At 69.1% G+C, this 16,030-nt stretch carries 19 protein-coding genes; 6 read left to right on the plus strand and 13 right to left on the minus strand.

The annotated features are described in order from the left end of the window. Positions 1 to 32: 32 nt before the first annotated feature. Together BLU02_RS02850 and BLU02_RS02855 are read left to right on the plus strand one after the other, a co-directional pair. Positions 33 to 527 (plus strand): glutathione peroxidase, encoded by a 495-nt coding sequence (locus tag BLU02_RS02850; RefSeq protein WP_060922173.1) that lies wholly within the window; start codon positions 33 to 35, stop codon positions 525 to 527. A gap of 143 nt (positions 528 to 670) precedes the next feature. Continuing rightward, positions 671 to 1,867, plus strand: a complete 1,197-nt coding sequence (locus BLU02_RS02855) for a metallophosphoesterase family protein (RefSeq protein WP_060922174.1) — start codon at positions 671 to 673, stop codon at positions 1,865 to 1,867. A gap of 64 nt (positions 1,868 to 1,931) precedes the next feature. Here the strand turns inward: BLU02_RS02855 and BLU02_RS02860 are convergent, their stop codons facing one another. Beyond that, positions 1,932 to 2,606, minus strand: coding sequence for a DsbA family oxidoreductase (locus tag BLU02_RS02860; protein ID WP_060922175.1), 675 nt, complete (start codon positions 2,604 to 2,606; stop codon positions 1,932 to 1,934). A 52-nt stretch (positions 2,607 to 2,658) separates the two neighbouring features. On the opposite strand from BLU02_RS02860, the gene BLU02_RS02865 reads away from it, so the two are divergent. Next, positions 2,659 to 3,267: a P-loop NTPase family protein gene (locus tag BLU02_RS02865; protein WP_060922176.1), complete on the plus strand. Its 609-nt coding sequence runs from the start codon at positions 2,659 to 2,661 to the stop codon at positions 3,265 to 3,267. Here BLU02_RS02865 and BLU02_RS02870 read toward each other — a convergent pair. Then, on the minus strand, positions 3,210 to 4,010 hold the full coding sequence (locus BLU02_RS02870) for an isoprenyl transferase (protein ID WP_060922177.1): 801 nt from the start codon (positions 4,008 to 4,010) through the stop codon (positions 3,210 to 3,212). The genes BLU02_RS02865 and BLU02_RS02870 overlap by 58 nt on opposite strands. Continuing rightward, positions 4,007 to 4,750 carry a DNA repair protein RecO gene (gene recO / locus BLU02_RS02875; protein WP_025103676.1) on the minus strand — a complete coding sequence of 248 codons (744 nt, stop codon included), beginning with the start codon at positions 4,748 to 4,750 and terminating at the stop codon, positions 4,007 to 4,009. Before recO ends, BLU02_RS02870 begins: the two co-directional genes overlap by 4 nt. A 34-nt stretch (positions 4,751 to 4,784) precedes the next feature. Between recO and BLU02_RS02880 the strand changes: the two genes are divergently transcribed. Continuing rightward, a complete protein-coding gene (locus BLU02_RS02880; protein ID WP_025103677.1) occupies positions 4,785 to 5,477 on the plus strand; it encodes a trimeric intracellular cation channel family protein in 693 nt (230 codons plus the stop codon). A gap of 66 nt (positions 5,478 to 5,543) precedes the next feature. Here BLU02_RS02880 and BLU02_RS02885 read toward each other — a convergent pair whose 3' ends face one another. Continuing rightward, positions 5,544 to 6,257, minus strand: coding sequence for a TetR/AcrR family transcriptional regulator (locus tag BLU02_RS02885; protein ID WP_060922178.1), 714 nt, complete (start codon positions 6,255 to 6,257; stop codon positions 5,544 to 5,546). A 66-nt stretch (positions 6,258 to 6,323) separates the two neighbouring features. Between BLU02_RS02885 and BLU02_RS02890 the strand changes: the two genes are divergently transcribed. Continuing rightward, on the plus strand, positions 6,324 to 6,704 hold the full coding sequence (locus BLU02_RS02890) for a VOC family protein (protein ID WP_060922179.1): 381 nt from the start codon (positions 6,324 to 6,326) through the stop codon (positions 6,702 to 6,704). A gap of 73 nt (positions 6,705 to 6,777) precedes the next feature. Here BLU02_RS02890 and leuA read toward each other — a convergent pair whose 3' ends face one another. Then, a complete protein-coding gene (leuA, locus tag BLU02_RS02895; RefSeq protein ID WP_060922180.1) occupies positions 6,778 to 8,532 on the minus strand; it encodes a 2-isopropylmalate synthase in 1,755 nt (584 codons plus the stop codon). A 191-nt stretch (positions 8,533 to 8,723) separates the two neighbouring features. On the opposite strand from leuA, the gene BLU02_RS02900 reads away from it, so the two are divergent. Beyond that, positions 8,724 to 9,374 carry a hypothetical protein gene (locus BLU02_RS02900; protein ID WP_157546986.1) on the plus strand — a complete coding sequence of 217 codons (651 nt, stop codon included), beginning with the start codon at positions 8,724 to 8,726 and terminating at the stop codon, positions 9,372 to 9,374. Here BLU02_RS02900 and BLU02_RS02905 read toward each other — a convergent pair. Genes BLU02_RS02905 through BLU02_RS02940 form a run of 8 tightly spaced genes read right to left on the minus strand, consistent with a single transcriptional unit; the run spans position 9,371 to position 16,020 of the window. Beyond that, positions 9,371 to 10,312, minus strand: a complete 942-nt coding sequence (locus BLU02_RS02905; protein ID WP_060922182.1) for a quinone oxidoreductase family protein — start codon at positions 10,310 to 10,312, stop codon at positions 9,371 to 9,373. The genes BLU02_RS02900 and BLU02_RS02905 overlap by 4 nt on opposite strands. Before the next feature lie 17 nt (positions 10,313 to 10,329). Beyond that, positions 10,330 to 10,806 (minus strand): hypothetical protein, encoded by a 477-nt coding sequence (locus BLU02_RS02910; RefSeq protein ID WP_060922183.1) that lies wholly within the window; start codon positions 10,804 to 10,806, stop codon positions 10,330 to 10,332. Then, positions 10,803 to 11,783, minus strand: a complete 981-nt coding sequence (locus BLU02_RS02915) for a hypothetical protein (RefSeq protein WP_060922184.1) — start codon at positions 11,781 to 11,783, stop codon at positions 10,803 to 10,805. Before BLU02_RS02915 ends, BLU02_RS02910 begins: the two co-directional genes overlap by 4 nt. Then, on the minus strand, positions 11,783 to 12,304 hold the full coding sequence (locus BLU02_RS02920) for an RNA polymerase sigma factor (RefSeq protein ID WP_060922185.1): 522 nt from the start codon (positions 12,302 to 12,304) through the stop codon (positions 11,783 to 11,785). Before BLU02_RS02920 ends, BLU02_RS02915 begins: the two co-directional genes overlap by 1 nt. A gap of 54 nt (positions 12,305 to 12,358) precedes the next feature. Next, the gene (gene era / locus BLU02_RS02925; RefSeq protein ID WP_060922193.1) at positions 12,359 to 13,255 is read right to left on the minus strand and encodes a GTPase Era; all 897 of its coding nucleotides are present in this window, start codon (positions 13,253 to 13,255) and stop codon (positions 12,359 to 12,361) included. Continuing rightward, positions 13,248 to 14,540: a hemolysin family protein gene (locus BLU02_RS02930; RefSeq protein WP_025103687.1), complete on the minus strand. Its 1,293-nt coding sequence runs from the start codon at positions 14,538 to 14,540 to the stop codon at positions 13,248 to 13,250. The genes era and BLU02_RS02930 overlap by 8 nt, the downstream gene beginning before the upstream one ends. Further along, complete coding sequence (gene ybeY / locus BLU02_RS02935) at positions 14,537 to 14,998, minus strand: rRNA maturation RNase YbeY (RefSeq protein WP_060922186.1); 462 nt, start codon at positions 14,996 to 14,998, stop codon at positions 14,537 to 14,539. Before ybeY ends, BLU02_RS02930 begins: the two co-directional genes overlap by 4 nt. Next, positions 14,995 to 16,020, minus strand: coding sequence for a PhoH family protein (locus tag BLU02_RS02940; RefSeq protein ID WP_231919667.1), 1,026 nt, complete (start codon positions 16,018 to 16,020; stop codon positions 14,995 to 14,997). The genes ybeY and BLU02_RS02940 overlap by 4 nt, the downstream gene beginning before the upstream one ends. Between the last annotated feature and the right edge of the window lie 10 nt (positions 16,021 to 16,030).

Consider the following 16,030-nt stretch of genomic DNA (forward strand, 5'->3'; position numbering starts at 1 on the left):
CCGGTGGGGATGCGGCGACCTAAGCTGTGCATATGACCGATTCCGCACTCCGTTCCATCCCCTTCACCGACGCCCAGGGGCAGGAGAAGACTCTGGACGATCTGGGTGCCGACGTGGTGCTCGTGGTGAACGTGGCCTCCAAGTGCGGCCTCACTCCGCAGTACGAGCAGCTGGAGGAGCTGCAGCGGCGCTTCGGAGACCGCGGCTTCACCGTGGTCGGCTTCCCCTGCAACCAGTTCTTCGGACAGGAGCCCGGTTCTGTCGACGAGATCCTCGAGTTCTGCTCCACGACGTACGGCGTCTCCTTCCCGGTGAACGACAAGATCAAGGTCAACGGCAAGAACGCCGCCGAGCTCTACAAGGCGCTCAAGGAGACGCCGGATGCGGGGGGCAAGGCCGGCCGCGTCGAGTGGAACTTCGAGAAGTTCCTCGTGCTGCCGGACGGCGACGTGCTGCGCTTCCGCCCGAAGCAGAAGCCGGACGCTCCCGAGATCGTCGAGGCGATCGAGGCCGCACTCCCCCGCTGAGCGTCGTTCACCTCTGCGTCACGCGCGCACCGCGCCGTGACGCCCGACGTGGCCGCCCTCGTTCACCTTCCGGTCTCCCCGTCGACATGTGGCGTCCCTAGTCTCACCGCGGCGACACGCGCCGAAGACGAAGGAGACCACGCATGCCCGACCGACTGCCCCTCAGCCGGCGAACTGTCCTCACCGCGGGAGCGCTCGGTGCGCTCGGTACCGCCCTCCCCCTCGGCACCGGACCTGCCGCAGCGACGATCGCCCCGGCGTCGCCGGGTGGTGGGCAGGCGCGGAACCTGCGCTTCCGTGCCGACGGCACCTTCAAGGTGGTGCAGTTCAACGACACGCAGGACGACGAGCTGACCGACCGCCGCACCGTCGAGCTGATGGAGAAGGTGCTCGACCAGGAGAAGCCGGACTTCGTCGTCATCAACGGCGACGTGATCACGGGCGGCTGCGAGACGCGGCTGGCGGTGAAGCAGGCCATCAACAACGTGGTCATGCCGATGGAGTCCCGTCGCATCCCCTGGGCGGTCACCTACGGCAACCACGACGAGGACTCGCTGCCACAGTCCGGCGTCGACGAAGCCGGGATGCTGAAGATCTACCGCTCGTACGAGTACAACGTGAACGCCGAGAACACGCGCGGCGTGACGGGCACGAGCAACACGATCGTGACGATCGGCTCCGCTGCGAAGAAGAACCGGGAGGCGTTCGCGCTCTGGCTGATGGACTCGGGCCGCTACGCGCCGGACGCCATCGACGGCCAGGACTTCGACGGCTACCCGGCCTGGGACTGGCTGCGCATGGACCAGGTCGCCTGGTACCGCGACCAGTCGCAGCGCCTGGAGCAGCGCCGTGGACGCAAGGTGCCCGGCCTCATGTTCCTCCACATCGCGCTGTGGGAGCACCGCTTCATGTGGTGGGGCGGTGTGGACACCCGTACGGCGGCCGACGCCGCGCGCGGCAAGGCCCGCCACGGCATCGTCGGCGAACGCAACGAGGACGAATGCCCCGGACCGTTCAACTCAGGCATGTTCAACGCGATCCTCGAACGTGGCGACGTGAAGGGCGTGTTCGTCGGGCACGACCACGTCAACGATTACACGGGCGACTACTACGGCGTGATGCTGGGCTATGCCCCGGGAACCGGCTTCGGCGCCTATGGTCTCCCTGGCGCCGAGCGCAACCGCATGCGCGGGGGCCGCGTGTTCGAGCTGAAGGAGGCGGGCGACGAGGTCGCCATCTCCACCAGGGTCGTCTACGCCCGGGATCTCGGCATCGACCTGACCGCGAACGACCAGCCGATGGAGCCGCTCCCCCTCGGACCCCGCCAGCAGCGCCTCTGAGGCCGGGCAGCAGAACGGCGGGGATCCCCGACCCGGGGTCCCCGCCGTCGTCTGTCGGTGCGGATCAGGCCTCGACGGCCGCGCTGCGCTGCGCCCAGAGGTCGCGGATCACGTTCTCGAACGCCGCCGGCGGCTGCGCGCCGCTGATGCCGTACTGGCCGTCGACGACGAAGAACGGCACCCCCTGGATGCCGTAGGCGCGAGCCTGCGCCTGGTCCTGACGGACGTCGGCGAGGTACTGCTCGCTCTCGAGTGCGGCGCGGGCGCGATCGGCATCGAGACCGACCTCGGCGGCGAGGGCGACGAGGTCGTCGATGCGTCCCACGTGCTTGCCCTCGGTGAAGTAGGCGGACATGAGCCGCTCCTCCATCTCGTGCTGGCGTCCCTCGGCCTTCGCGAAGTGCAGCAGCTCGTGCGCCTTCACCGTGTTCGTGTGCTGCAGCAGGTCGAACCGGTACTGCAGGCCCGCGTTCGCGGCGACGTTCGTGACGTTGGCGAGCATCTGCTCGACCTGCGTGCGCGGCATCCCCTTGTGCCCGGAGAGGAAGTCGATCTCGTCGCCGTCGAAGTCGACCGGGGTGTCCGGGGAGAGCTCGAAGGAGTGGAAGGTGACCGTGACCTGCGGAGCGTCCTCGTCGGCCGCGACCGCTTCCAGCCCCTTCTCGAGGTTGCGCTTGCCGATGTAGCACCAGGGGCAGGCGATGTCGGACCAGATGTCGATGGCGATGGGTTCAGTCACACCGTGGTCAACCGTCCGCGCGTCCGACGTATTCCGTCAGTAGAATCCTCGGATGCTCTCCGCCGACGATCCCCTCCCCTTCCGGCCCGCACGGGTGCTCGTCGCGGGCGTCACCGGGTCGGGGAAGACGACTCTGTCCCGACGGCTCGCCGCCCTCTGGGACCTCCGTCACGTGGAGATCGACGGCCTGTTCCACGGCCCGGACTGGACCCCGCGGGCGGAGTTCCTCGACGACGTGCGCGCCTTGGCCGCGGAGGAGCGGTGGGTGACCGAGTGGCAGTACACGAGCAAGGGCACCGACGAGATCCTGACCCCGAGGGCGCAGCTCGCGCTCTGGCTCGACTACCCGTACCGCGTGGTGCGGTCGCGTCTGCTCCGGCGCACCCTCGGCCGCAGCATCCTGCGCACCCGGATGTGGAACGGCAACGTCGAGAAGCCGATCTGGCGGATGCTGGGGGCCACGCCGGAGGAGAGCATCCTGGCCTGGCAGACGGCGACGCTGCACAAATGGTCCGAGCGCTTCCCGGCGGTGCAGGAGCGCTTCCCCCACCTCACGATCGTGCGTCTGACGCATCCGCGCGAGACGGAGCGCTGGCTGCGAGCTCAGACCGAGGTCGGGGTGTCCACGGCGCCGCCGAAGCGTCGGTCCCGGGAGAGGTAGACCCCGATCGCGCGCCAGAGCTCCTCGCGGGAGAAGTCCGGCCACAGGGTGTCCAGGAACACCATCTCGGCGTAGGCCGACTGCCACAGCAGGAAGTTGGAGGTGCGCTGCTCCCCCGAGCTGCGCAGGAAGAGGTCCACGTCCGGCATGTCCGGGACGTAGAGGTGACGACGGATCGTCTTCTCGCTGATCGCGTTCGGTTTCACCCGCCCGGCCGCGACATCGGCCGCGATGGCCCGCATCGCGTCGACGAGTTCGACCCGACCGCCGTAGTTGACGCACATGGTGAGGGTGAGCACGTCGTTGTCGCGGGTGAGCTGCTCGGCGTACTGCAGCTCCTTGATGACGCTCCCCCACAGGCGCGGCTTGCGCCCCGCCCACCGCACGCGCACACCCCACTCGTTGAGCTGATCGCGGCGGCGGTGCAGGACATCGCGGTTGTACCCCATGAGGAAGCGGACCTCCTCGGGGGAACGGGCCCAGTTCTCGGTGGAGAACGCATAGACGGAGAGGTGCTTCACGCCGGCCTGGATCGCGCCCGCGACGACGTCGAGCAGCACCTCCTCCCCGGCCTTGTGCCCCTCGATGCGGTTGAGGCCCCGGCGGTTCGCCCAGCGACCGTTGCCGTCCATGACGATGGCGACGTGCTCCGGGACGGCCGGGAACGCGGGCGGGTACACGCCGGTCCAGTCGATCGGCCGATACGGCACGGCGTCCTTGTGCGTGTAGGGCTTCGGGCTCACCGTGCTCCTTCTCCGGGGGTGGACGACACGTGCGCGAGCGAGCGGATGCCCCGCTCCAGGTGCCACTGGGCGTACGCCGCGACGAGACCCGAGGCGGCGGCGGTGTCTGCGTGCGGGGCCGCGTCGATGAGGTCCCAGTCGCCGCGGATCAGGGCACGCAGCAACGTCAAGGTCTTCTCGGCGATCCGGGGGCTGCCGGCGGGCGCGTCGGCGTGGCACACGAGTCCGCCCAACTGCGCGACGAAGACGGAGTGCGGCCCCGGAGCCCCGCAGCGCGCGCAGTCCTCGAGGGACGGCGCCCATCCCGAGAGGGACATCACGCGCAGCAGATACGAGTCGAGGATGCTGCGCGGAGCGTGCTCGCCGCGGGACAGCGCCCGCAGCCCGCCGACGAGCAGGAGGTACTGCTCCGGGGTAGCCTCGGCGTCGCTGAGCCGATCCGCCGTCTCGACCATGGCGTTCGCGGCGGTGAACCGGTCGTAGTGCGCGGCGATGTCCGTGCCGTAGGCCCCGAGCGACTCGGCCTGCTGCACGATGTCGAGCGAGCGGCCTTCGTAGAGCTGCACGTCGGCGACCATGAACGGCTCGAGACGGGAGCCGAACTTCGACGAGGTGCGACGCACGCCCTTGGCGACCGCGCGCACCTTCCCGTGCCGCCGCGACAGCATCGTGACGATGCGATCCGCCTCCCCCAGCTTGTGGGTGCGCAGGATCACCGCTTCGTCTCGGTAGGTGGGCACCCTTCGATTATCCTCCGTGCGCGACAATGGACGCGTGACCGAACCGCTCTTCACCATTCCGCTGTGGGCGGACCTCCTCGGCGTCGGTCTCGGCGGAGTGCAGGGCGCGATGTTCGCCGCCGGATTCCAGGGCCAGCGCCGGCTCGACTGGCTGGGCGTCGCGATCATCGGGATCATGATCGGCATGGGCGGCGGTCTCATCCGCGACATCCTGCTCGGACAGACACCGGCCACCCTGCAGAACCAGTGGTACCTGGTCACCGCAGCGGGTGCGGCCTTGCTCGGCATGCTGCTGGCCGGACTCTTCACGCGACTCAACACGGCGATCGTGGTGCTGGACGCCGTCGTGATCGGGATGTTCGGCGCCTTCGGGACGAGCAAGGCCCTCGCCTTCGGCATCCCCGAGGTTCCCGCGGTCTTCATCGGGGTCTGCGCCGCGGTCGGCGGGAGCGTGCTCCGCGACATGCTGATGGGCCTGCCGACGGCGATCATGCACGTCGGCTCCCTGTATGCCGTGGCTGCGGCCGCCGGCTGCACGTTCATCGTCGTCGCGAACGCCGTCGGGATGCCCATCCCCCTCGCGGCCGTCATCGGCATCGTCGTGACCGCCGTGATCCGGATCCTCGCCGTGACGTTCGACGTCTCGCTGCCGGAGCAGCGCCGTCTCTACCGCCGCAAGGTCGCCGCGGAGACCGGTGCCATCCCGATCGTGAAGCCCCAGGACTGACTTCGAATCGCGCGATTGGCTCCATACGGCGGCCGAATACGACCAATCGGGCGATTCGAAAGAGAGTCAGGTGGCGGCGAGCCCGTCGATCACGCGCGCGAGGCCGAACTCCCACGCCGTCCGGGCGTCGTAGGGCGCACCCATGGATTCCCCGGCAGCCTGGCCCACCGACCGGGCGAGCGGCAGATCGTCACCCAGGTAGGTCGCCAGCCGGGGTGCCGCCTCCGCCCATGAGGCGGCGAACGACTCCGCACCCTGCTGCTCGCGCATGCGCGCCGCCGCGGAGAGGGTGAAGTCCAACACGAAACTCAACGCCGCGTCGCGCTCCACGGCGCCGAGACCGAGGCCGTCGAAGGCGTGGAGTTCCCGGTCGTACTTGGCGATGGTGCCCGGGCCGAGCGCGACCCGCGGATCGTGGATGTCGATGAGCCACGGGTGGTCCCGGAAGAGGCGCAAGTTGTCCTCGGCGACTGCCCGGACCGCCGCGCGCCACTCGGATGCCTGCACAGGCGCGACGAGCATCCTGGCATTCATCGCGTCCGCCATCAGGACGAGCAGGTCGGCGCGGCTGTTGACGTGGGTGTAGATCGACATCGGCGTCAGGTCGAGGCTCTGCGCGAGAGACCGGATGGTCACCCCCGCGAGGCCATCGACGTCAGCCAACGCGACAGCGCGGTCGACCACGTCATCCGTCGAATGACGCGCCTTCGGTCCTCGCTGTGGCGTCGCGGGAGCCACAGGGCTGTGCCGCCAGAGCAGATCGACGAGGTTCTTGGTCATCGGGAATAGCCTAGACCGCTCGCGCCTTAACCCTATACGCTGTACAGCCTTTAGGAATGGAGAACCGTGAACATCACGCAGACCGCTCTCTCGCTCAACGTCCCCGACGTCGCAGCCTCCGCAGCCTTCGCCATGACGCACTTCGGTTTCGAGGAGGCGATGTCCGCGGAGGGCTTCGTCTCGTTGCAGCACCCGGGGCCCGTGCCGAATGTCATCTTCCTCGAGACGGGGCTGTCGACGTTCCGCCCGCAGGAGATCGCCGGATCCGCCGGTCAGGGAACCCTGATCGTCTTCGTCGTCGACGATATCGACGACGAGTTCGCCCGGATCGCGGCCGCTGGCGCTCGCGTGGTCACCCCACCCGAGACCGAGCCCTGGGGCGAGCGATACTGCCAGTTCGCCGACCACAACGGCCTCATCTGGCAGCTGGTGCAGTGGTTGGACTGATCCCCCGCTTCGAATCGCGCGATTGGTCCCATCCGGCGGCCGAATACGACCAATCGCGCGATTCGAAAGAGGGTCAGACGGCGGCCAGCTCCTGCTGACGGCTGCGGATCGACCGGTTCACACCGGACACGATCGCCTTGAGCGACGCGGTCGAGATGTCGCCGTCGATGCCGACTCCCCACAGGCGCTGGTCTCCCACCTGCAGCTCGACATACGCGGCGGCCTGCGCGTCCCCGCCGGCGCTGAGAGCGTGCTCGACGTAGTCGTAGACCGTGATGTCGAAGCCCTGACCCCGCAGCACCTCCACGAACGCGGCGACCGGACCGTTGCCGTTGCCCGACACGGAGACCTCCTGGTCGTCGTCCCGCAGCACGACGTCGAGCACGACGTCACCGGACATGTCGCTCCGGGTCTGCGTGGCGAGCAGCTCGAACCGGCCCCACTTCGCCTCGGTGTCGGCGGCCGGCAGGTACTCGTCGGTGAAGATCGACCAGATCTGGTCGCTGGTGACCTCGCCGCCCTCGGCGTCCGTCTTGGCCTGCACGACCCCGGAGAACTCGATCTGGAGCTTGCGCGGCAGATCGATCGCATGGTCGGACTTCAGCAGGTACGCGACGCCGCCCTTGCCGGACTGGGAGTTCACGCGGATGACGGCCTCGTAGGAGCGACCGAGGTCCTTCGGGTCCACGGGCAGGTACGGCACGGCCCACTCGATCTCATCGACCGTGACACCCTGCGCCTCGGCCTCGGCGGCCATGGCCTCGAAGCCCTTCTTGATGGCGTCCTGGTGCGAGCCACTGAACGCCGTGAAGACGAGGTCCCCGGCCCACGGGCTGCGCTCCGGAACCGGCAGCTGGTTGCAGTACTCGACCGTGCGCTTGACCTGGTCGATGTCGCTGAAGTCGATCTGCGGGTCGATGCCCTGCGTGAACATGTTGATGCCGAGGGCGACGAGGTCGACGTTGCCCGTGCGCTCCCCGTTGCCGAAGAGGCACCCCTCGATGCGGTCGGCTCCGGCCATGTACCCCAGCTCGGCCGCGGCGATCGCGGTGCCGCGGTCGTTGTGCGGGTGCAGCGACAGGATCACGTTCTCGCGGTGGTTCAGGTGACGGCTCATCCATTCGATCGAGTCGGCGTAGACGTTCGGCGTCGCCATCTCCACGGTCGCGGGGAGGTTGATGATGACCTTGCGGTCCGGCGTGGGTTCGAAGATCTCGATGACCTGGTTGCAGACGTCGACCGCGAACTCCAGCTCGGTGCCGGTGTAGCTCTCCGGGGAGTACTCGTAGTACACCTGCGTGTCCGGGATCGTCTTCTCGAACCGACGGCACAGCCGAGCGCCCTCGAGCGCGATGTCGATGATGCCCTGCTTGTCGGTGCGGAACACGACCTCGCGCTGCAGCACGCTCGTGGAGTTGTACAGGTGCACGATGGCCTGCTTGGCACCGGCGATGGCCTCGTAGGTGCGCGCGATCAGATGCTCGCGTGCCTGCGTCAGTACCTGGATCGTGACGTCATCCGGGATGAGGTTCTCCTCGATCAGCTGACGCACGAAGTCGAAGTCGGTCTGACTCGCAGAGGGGAAGCCGACCTCGATCTCCTTGTACCCCATGCTGACGAGCAGCTCGAACATGACGCGCTTGCGCTCGGGCGACATGGGGTCGATGAGGGCCTGGTTGCCGTCGCGGAGGTCGACGGCGCACCAGCGGGGCGCCTCGGTGATGCGGGCATCGGGCCATGTGCGGTCAGGCAGGTGGACGTTGATCTGCTCGTGGAACGGCCGGTACTTGTGGATCGGCATCGCGGACGGGCGCTGGGTGTTCTGCATGATGGGGCTTCTTCTCTTCGTCAAGATGTACGGGCCAACACAAGCGCCGCGACGAGGAAGGCCCTAGCTTTAGGACTCGTCGCGGCAGCTAAGAAGAAGCAGACCGCCGAAAGGCATGTGGTCATGCTAGCAGGGAAGCCGCGGGCGTTTCGACGTCTGAGACGGTGCGTGCCCGCGCGACACTGGTCGGTATGAGCATCCTCCGCGACCGCCCTGTCACCGCCGTCGGCGTCGCGACGGCAGTGCTGTTGCTGCTGGCCGGCTGTGCCACCGCGCCGGGAGCGTCCGCTCCGCCGACAAGCACGACCGTTCCCTCGGACATGCTCCTGGAGGAGTCGGAACCCGCACCACCCAAGGGGCGCGTCGTCGCCACGGGAACCGTGCTCGACGACTCCGGGGACGTGCGGCTGTGTCTCGGCGCGATCCTCGAGTCGTATCCGCCGCAGTGCGACGGCGTCCCGCTCGACGAGTGGAGCTGGGAGGGTCTGGACGGTCGCGAGTCGTCCGGGGAGACGCGGTGGGGGGCCTACGCGGTGACCGGCACCTGGGACGGCGAGCGATTCACGGTGGCCGGTCCCCCGGCGCTCCTCGCGCTCTACGATCCGATGGCTCCGGAGGATCCGACGGCCGGCATCGACGGTACGAGCTCGGCGGACGAGCTGGATCGGGTGCAGAACGACATCACCGGACGCCTCGGCGCGGACGCGCTCGCCGTGTCGGCGGACCGCGGCTACGTGTGGCTCCAGGTCGTCTGGGACGACGGGACGCTGCAGGACGCGGTGGATGCCGAGTACGGCGAGGACGTGGTCGTCGTCACGTCTGCGCTCCGCGAGATCGACTAGGCGTCGGTGACCAGGGCGAGCTTGCCGCCCGGGTGACCGGTGGCGAGGAGCCGATGGGCCTCGGGCGCCTCGGCGAGCGGGAACGTGCGTGCGAGCGGCACCACCAGGTCACCGTTCTGCGCCAGGGCGATGAGCTCGCTGCGCACCTCGTCGCGGAACCGGGCGCTGTCGGGCATCGACCCCGCGATCGCGAGGAACCCGTCGGCCGACGCTCGCGCGAAGTTCGCGATCGTGACGATCCGGCGGCGATCGGACACCAGGGCGAGGGACACGTCGACGGCCTCGTCCGTGCCCACCGCGTCCAGAGCCGCAGCGATCGGCCCGTCGGCCAGCGCTCGTACCCGATCAGCGAGTCCGGAGCCGTAGGCCACCGGGATCCCACCGAAACGGCGGACCTCACCGAAGCGTTCGGGGCTGGCGGTCCCGATGACCCGGACATCCCGGAGCCGCGCCTGCTGCAGCACGCTGACACCCACCGCGCCGGACGCCCCATGCAGCAGGACCGTCTCCCCCGGCGTCGCCCCGGTGACGGCGAGCATCTCCGCGGCCGTCGTGCCGACGAGCAGGAGGTTGGCCGCTTCCGGGTGGGTGAGCGTGGACGGCTTCGCGAACACCTTCGCCGCGGGCACCGTGACCTCGGTCGCGTAACCGCCCCGCACGCGGAACGCCACGACCTCATCGCCGACCTCGGCCTCACCGGAACCGATGCGGGTCGCGGGGCCGATCGCCGCGAGCTCACCGGAGACCTCGTATCCGATGGGCACCGGGAACTTGATCCCCGGCCGGGCGGCGGCGACATGCTTCGCGTCGGCCGGATTCACCCCCGCGGCCCGGACCCGGATCGTGACCTCGCCCTCGCGCGGCGCCGCGGGCTCATACTCCTCGAACTCCCACGAATCGGGAGATCCCGCCACCCGCGCCACCCAGTGTCTCGCCATGGTCAGCCGTCCTGCCGTCAGAGGAAGCAGCGGATGTTGGTCGCGGAGCCGGAGATGTTGCTCCACGCATTGGCGGAGACCGTCGCCAGGACCGTGCTCCCGTTCCGGACCTGCATGTAACCGGAGGTGCGGGCGTTCGCCGCCGACTTCGTCGCGAAGGAGGACGGGATCGCGATGGTCGTACAGCTTCCCCAGCTCAGCATGGCGCCGACGCGATTGAGCTCCCGGTACGCGCAGATGCGACCGGTCGCACAGTTCCCGACCGCTCGCGCCATCGTGCGGACGGTCGCCATGTTCGAGGTGTACTCCATGTCGAGCTTCGGCCATACGGCGCTGCCGGCGTCGATCACCACGCCACCGGGCACCTCGTCGAGGATGCGCACCATCAGCGGGTCGAGCGGCGGCTCCTCAGCAGTGGCCGCGACGACAGGGCCGCCCGCTCCGGTCAGGACCAGGGCCAGTCCGAGCACGACGGCGATGCGCAGTCGTGTCATCGCAGCATCTCCTCGTCGATGTCCCACATCCGGTAGTCGACGATCGCCCCCGCGGGGAACACCCCATCGTCCTTGAGCACAGTCCGTTCGAGACCCACGATGCGGCCGGTGTCGAGCGATACGAGCACGTCGTCACGGACGACGCCGTCGGCGGAGACGACCCGGATCCCGGAGACCGGGCGGCCGAGCCGATCGTTCGTCGTCCCCAGAGCCTCCGCGCCCCCGGACTCCTCGATCAGGGTCAGCAGCTCGGCGTGCTGCGCGTTCGTGAGCGTCCACTGCCCGAAGACGGAGGTGATCGCCGTCACCACCTCGAACGCGGTGGGCTGCTCGGGCATGTCGAAGGCGACCAGCAGTGCCCGGACGTCCTCGGCGGAATCGCCCGGGACATCGACGACGGGAGTGACGAACTCACCCGGAGCGAGGACGACACGGGATGCCACCTCGCCCGTGCTCTTCACCTCGGCCTGTCCGTTCGCCACCGCATCCGTCGGCGCGTACGGCTCACCGTTGATGGCGACGGCCACTCCCGAGAGATCCTCCTCCCAGGTGAAGGTCGCGAACTGCGGCACGACCTCGGCCCGTTCGGTGTCGACCTCGACGTTGTACGACCAGAAGGCCGTCCGTGTCGAGCGCTCCGGTTCCGTGGGTGGACTGAAGACCTCGAGATCCGCCTCCGCCGCGGCCACCGTGTCGCCCAGGGAACCGGCATCCTCGAACACGAGCGGAGACGGCGCTCCCGCCACGGCGGCTCCCTGCGGGAGGAGGACGCCGATCGCCACAGCGGCGGACGCGGCGACAGCCGTCAGCCCTGCCGCCCAGCCGATCGTCCTGGCTCGCCGTCGTCGCGGGGCACGCGCGGACCGGATGATGCGGTCGCGCGCGGCGATCGCGCGCGCATCCGGCTCGGCATCGCGCGGCGTGCGCGCGGGATCGGCCTCGACGAGCACGCGCTCGAGCAGGGCATTGTCAGACATCACGCGCTCCCCGTCCCCTCCAGTCCCAGCGTCTCTCGCAGCCGATCTTCGGCACGAGCCAACGTCTTCCGTACCCGGGACTCAGAAGTGCGCAGCAGCTCCGCGATCTCCCCCACCGCGAGTCCATCCCAGTACGTGAGCATGATGATACGCCGTTGCCCCGGAGTGAGGACACCCAAAGCTCTGAGCACTTCGCTGCGCCCGAACCTGCCGAGGGCCTCGGGGTCGCCGGAGAGTCCCGCGTGCACGGCGTCGATCGCGCCGTGCACAGTGGACGAACGCCGAGCCCGCGCGCGGAGCTGGCGGTCGGTCTGACGGAGCAGCCAGACCTTCCCCGGCGGCCGCGAGGGCCGCAGTCGCGACCACGCCACGAGGAACACCTCCGACACGATCTCGCTGACCTCGTCGTCATCCGGGACGACGCCCTCGATGTGGTGGCGCACCGTCGCCCAGTGCTCATCGAACACTCGTGTGAAGACCTCGTTCCGCAGCGAGCTCGGGTCTTCGCCGCGGCCGATCATGTCGGTGGGGTCGGCGGTCGGCCCGCCGCCTCCGACGTCCTGCTGCCCGGCATGTCAGAACCCGAGCCGCCCGAGCTGCTTCGGATCGCGCTGCCACTCCTTCGCGACCTTGACGTGGAGCCCGAGGAACACGCGGGTCCCGAGAAGCTCCTCGATGCCGGCGCGGGCGCGCGCTCCCACGTCGCGGAGACGCTTGCCCTTGTGGCCGATGATGATCGCCTTCTGGCTGTCCCGCTCGACGACGATGGAGGCATGCACGTCGGTGAGGTCGCTGTCCTCCCGCGGGGAGATGTCATCGACGACGACGGCGATCGAGTGCGGGAGCTCGTCGCGCACGCCGTCGAGCGCGGCCTCGCGGATGATCTCCGCGATCCGGTCTTCCACGGACTCGTCGGTGGTGACGCCCTCGGGGTAGAGTGCGGGCCCCTCCGGCATGAGCTGCAGGATCTCGTCCGCCAGCACCTCGAGCTGATCCCGCGTCAGCGCCGACAGCGGGATCACCGCGGCCCAGTCCTCCCGGAGGGAGTCGACCTCCATCAGCCGCTCGGTGATCTCGTCGCGACCCGCGGCGTCGGTCTTGGTGACGATCGCGATCTTCTGCGCACGCGGGTAACCGTCCAGCGAGGCGGCGATGCGGCGGTCGCCGGGACCGACCTTCTCGGTCGCGGGCACGCAGAAGCCGATCACGTCGACGTCGCCCAGGACCTGCTCCACGAGATCGTTCAGCCGCTCGCCGAGGAGTGTGCGCGGCTTGTGGATGCCGGGAGTGTCGACGATGACGAGCTGCCCGTCCGGCCGGTTGAGGATGCCGCGGATCGCGCGGCGCGTGGTCTGCGGCTTCTCGCTGGTGATGGCGATCTTCTCGCCGACCAGGGCGTTGGTGAGCGTGGACTTGCCCACGTTCGGCCGCCCGACGAAAGTCACGAACCCGCTCCGGGTGTCTTCAGTCATCGCGCCGCTCTCCTTCATCCTGCACTTCTTCGGGCTCTGCCGCCCGTTCCACGAACACCGTCGCGATCCCGCGCCCCCGCCCGCGGGACGCGCCCCCGGTGAGCACGAGCCCGTGGACGGTCGCCGTCGCACCGGGCTGCGGCACCTGGCCGAGCGTCTTGCCGAGCAGGCCGCCGATGGAGTCGACGTCCTCGTCCTCGAGCTCCAGACCGAACAGATCGCCCACGTCCTCCAGCGAGAGCCGGGAGCTCACCCGATAGCGGCCGTCGCCCAGGTCGACGAACTCGGCGGACACCTGATCGTACTCGTCCGAGATCTCCCCCACGAGCTCCTCGATGAGGTCCTCCAGCGTCACCAGGCCGGAGATCCCGCCATGCTCGTCGATCACGAGACAGACGTGCACGGCGTCGCGCTTCATCTGCTGCAGCAGCGTCTCCGCGCGCATCGACTCGGGGACGAACGTGGCCGGCCGAGCGATCGGACGGATGGACGCTGCGCGCCAGGCGCTGTCGTCCCGGTACGCGAACTGCACGAGGTCCTTGAGATACAGCACCCCGACGACGTCGTCGGCCTCATCGTCGACGACGGGCATGCGGGACACCCCGCGATGAAGGAAGAGCGACATGGCCTCGTCGGTCGTCGCCTCCGCGCCCACGGTGACCATCTCGGTGCGCGGCACCATCACCGCCCGGACGAACTGGTCGGTGAAGTCGAACACCGAGTGGATGAGATCGCGGTCGTCCTCCTCGATGAGGTCGTTGGACGCGGCCTCATCGACCATGCTGAGCAGCTGGTCCTCGCTGGAGAACGAACTGCGTCCGGTCCCCGGGGTGACACGGTTGCCCAGGACGACGAGCCCCTGGGCGATGGGACCCAGGATGATCCGGAGTCCGCGCACGATGGCCGCGCTCCCGCGGATCATGCTCTCGGCGTGCTGGTGACCGAACGTCCGCGGACTCGCCCCGACGAGGACGAAGGTGATTCCGGTCATCAGGATGGCGGCGGCGAGCATCGCCCACCAGATGTTCTCGAAGACGATCGTGAACGCCACGGTGACGAGCACGGCGGCCGTCACCTCCGCGAGAACACGGATGAAGGCGACGGCGTTGACGTGCGCGTCGAGGTCGGCGGCGATCCGCCCGAGGGCCTTCGCTCGGCGCCCCTCGGTCGCCATGTCCTCGAGTCCGGCGCGCGAGGTCACGCCGTATGCCGCGTCGATCGCGGCCATGAGGCCGCCGAACGCCACCAGCAGCACCGCGGCGACGAGCAGCAGCAGCTCCGTCATCGCCGGCGGCGCTCGGACGCGGCGAAGCCCTGGATGAGCTGCTTCTGCAGCCCGAACATCTCCCGCTCCTCATCCGGCTCGGCGTGGTCGAACCCGAGCAGGTGCAGCAGCCCGTGCGTGGTGAGCAGGATGAGCTCGTCCATGAGGGTGTGGCCGGCGGCCTGCGCCTGCGTCTCCGCGACCTGCGGGCAGAGGACGATGTCGCCGAGCAGCCCGGGAGGCGTGGGACGGTCCTCGGTGCCGGGCCGGAGCTCGTCCATCGGGAAGCTCAGGACGTCGGTCGGCCCCGGCTCGTCCATCCACTGCACGTGCAGCGCCTCCATGGCGCCCTCGTCGACGAGCACGATGGCCACCTCGGCGTCCGGGCTGACGTGGAGCTGCGCGAGGTTGAAGTCCGTCAGCCGCTGCAGCACGGTCTCGTCGACATCGATGGCCGACTCGTTGTTGATCTCGATCATGAGAGCCCTCGTTTCGGCATGCGGTCGCGTGGTCCTGGTCGCTGGGCGCCGCGGCGCTCGGCGCGGTTGGCGAACTCGTGCGCCTGCTCGCGCTCGGCCCGCTGCGCCACGCGCCGCTCGTCGTACTCGCTGTAGGCGTCGACGATGCGCCCCACCAGGGAGTGCCGGACCACGTCGTCACTGGTGAGACGGGAGAAGTGGATGTCGTCGATGCCGTCGAGCACCCGGGTGACCAGGCGGAGGCCGGAAGCGCCCTGCGGGAGGTCGACCTGGGTGATGTCGCCGGTGACGACCATCTTCGTGCCGAACCCGAGACGGGTGAGGAACATCTTCATCTGCTCGGGCGTGGTGTTCTGCGCCTCGTCGAGCACGACGAAGGAGTCGTTGAGGGTGCGTCCGCGCATGTACGCGAGGGGCGCGACCTCGATGGTGCCCGTCGCCATCAGGCGCGGCACGATCTCCGGATCCATCATCTCGTTGAGCGCGTCGTAGAGCGGCCGCAGGTACGGATCGATCTTGTCGGTGAGCGTGCCGGGAAGGAACCCGAGGCGCTCCCCCGCCTCGACCGCCGGACGGGTGAGGATGATGCGGGTGACCTCCTTGCGCTGCAGCGCCTGGACGGCCTTGGCCATCGCCAGGTAGGTCTTGCCCGTTCCGGCAGGACCGATGCCGAACACGATCGTGTTCTCCTCGATCGCGTCGACGTACTCCTTCTGACCGAGGGTCTTCGGCCGGATCACCTTGCCGCGCGTGGAGAGGATCGCCTCGCCCAGCACCTCGCTGGGCCGCGGGCCGCCGTCCTGACGCAGCATCCGCGCCGAGCTGGACACGTCGCTCGGGGCGAGATCGTGCCCCGCCTTGGTCATCGTGAGGAGCTCGTCGACGAGGGTCTTGGCCTTGGCGACGGCCTCGCGCGCGCCCGTGAGGGTGATCTCGTTGCCGCGGACGAGCACCTGCACGTCGCGGTGCTCGCGCTCGAGCATCCGCAGCAGCCGGTCCTGCGGACCGAGCAGCTGCACCATCGCGACGCCG

Origin of the sequence: Microbacterium paraoxydans (assembly GCF_900105335.1) — a bacterium.
Lineage (GTDB): Bacteria > Actinomycetota > Actinomycetes > Actinomycetales > Microbacteriaceae > Microbacterium > Microbacterium paraoxydans.